The following is a 1,391-nucleotide window of genomic DNA, read 5'->3' on the forward strand; positions in this document are numbered from 1 at the left end:
AAAAGTGCAAAAAAAGGGGTATAAAATCCTCTCGTAAAAAGAAACATCATTATGATAAAATATCCAGCTAACCAGATGCCTTTTTGATTTGTCCATACCATCTCACCATCTCCTGTCTGTCATCATCCTTTTAATGAGATAAAAAGGCCCCGTATTAACGGAGCCACTGCATCATATGATCTTGAATGTCTTTATATTTTCCCTTAGCATTACGTAGACCAAAGGATCCGGCTTTTTCCAATTGGACGACTCGGAAACGAGTATTGTGTTTACTAGCAACATAGGTTGGATAAAATTTCGGGTTCGAAATCTCAATCGATTTCCCTTTATCTGAAACATGTTTTGTAATGTCAAGGGTAGCCAGACCGCCAATGTCTTTATAATCATTATGTTGTGCCGAGATAAAATTTCCTAATGAATAGACAACAAAGGATTTTCTACCATCATCTGTCTTTATCCATTCCATGGGCTGGAGAACATGAGGGTGGGAACCAAAAATAATGTCGACACCTTCGTTTGCGAGAAAGTTGGCCAGTTCCTTTTGTTCTTTGGTAGGCATTCTGTGGTACTCATTCCCCCAATGGATACTCATGACGATGACATCGGCTTCCTTTTTAGCACGATGAATTTCATCACGCATTGTTTCACGATTAATGAGGTTGACGAGAAAATCTTTTCCGTCAGGAACAGGAATTCCGTTTGTTCCGTATGTATAGGAGAGAAAAGCAACCTTTATCCCGTTTTTATTTAAAATCCTCAAATTTTGGCGATCCTTTTCATTAAGGGAACTTCCAACATGTGGTAAACCAATACTCTCTAAATACTTTGCCTCCGACTTAATCCCTTTTTCACCTTTATCTAACGTATGATTATTAGCTGTGGATACAATATCGACGCCTGTATGTACAAGAGCATCCGCCACCTCATATGGACTATTGAATCTCGGATAACTAGAAATACCTAGTGTTTCTCCACCAACCATACTTTCTTGATTGGCTGTTAAAACATCTGGTTTCTCCAATAATGGTTTCACGTTCTCAAACATTGGGTCAAATTCATATGTAGCCCCATTATAGGCATCTTGATAAACATTGTCGTGTATCAGGATATCCCCGATGGCCCCAATCGTTATTTTTTCTGTCAGCTCTCGATTGATCAATACGGAAGAACGCGGCTGATGATTTTTCGATGTAAAAACCTTCTTGTCGTCATCATCAGAATCTTGCCATTGCTGAATGAATAGAAAAGAAGCTAAAGCAATACAAACAATAATAATAATAACTGATGGTATAATAGCTTGCCTTTTCATAGATACTCCTTCATTTTAGACTGATAATTATACTATATTATATTCTTATGTAATTTAAAAACTATTCTTCGTCAGATAAGTC

1 protein-coding gene is annotated in these 1,391 nt (G+C 37.5%); it reads right to left on the reverse strand.

Features of this window, described 5'->3' with window-relative positions:
- Window positions 1-154: 154 nt before the first annotated feature.
- Window positions 155-1,309: a CapA family protein gene (locus V7137_RS30110; RefSeq protein ID WP_335701471.1), complete on the reverse strand. Its 1,155-nt coding sequence runs from the start codon at window positions 1,307-1,309 to the stop codon at window positions 155-157.
- Window positions 1,310-1,391 lie beyond the last annotated feature (82 nt).

This window comes from Neobacillus drentensis, from assembly GCF_036962765.1.
Taxonomy (GTDB): Bacteria; Bacillota; Bacilli; order Bacillales; family Cytobacillaceae; genus Neobacillus; species Neobacillus drentensis_C.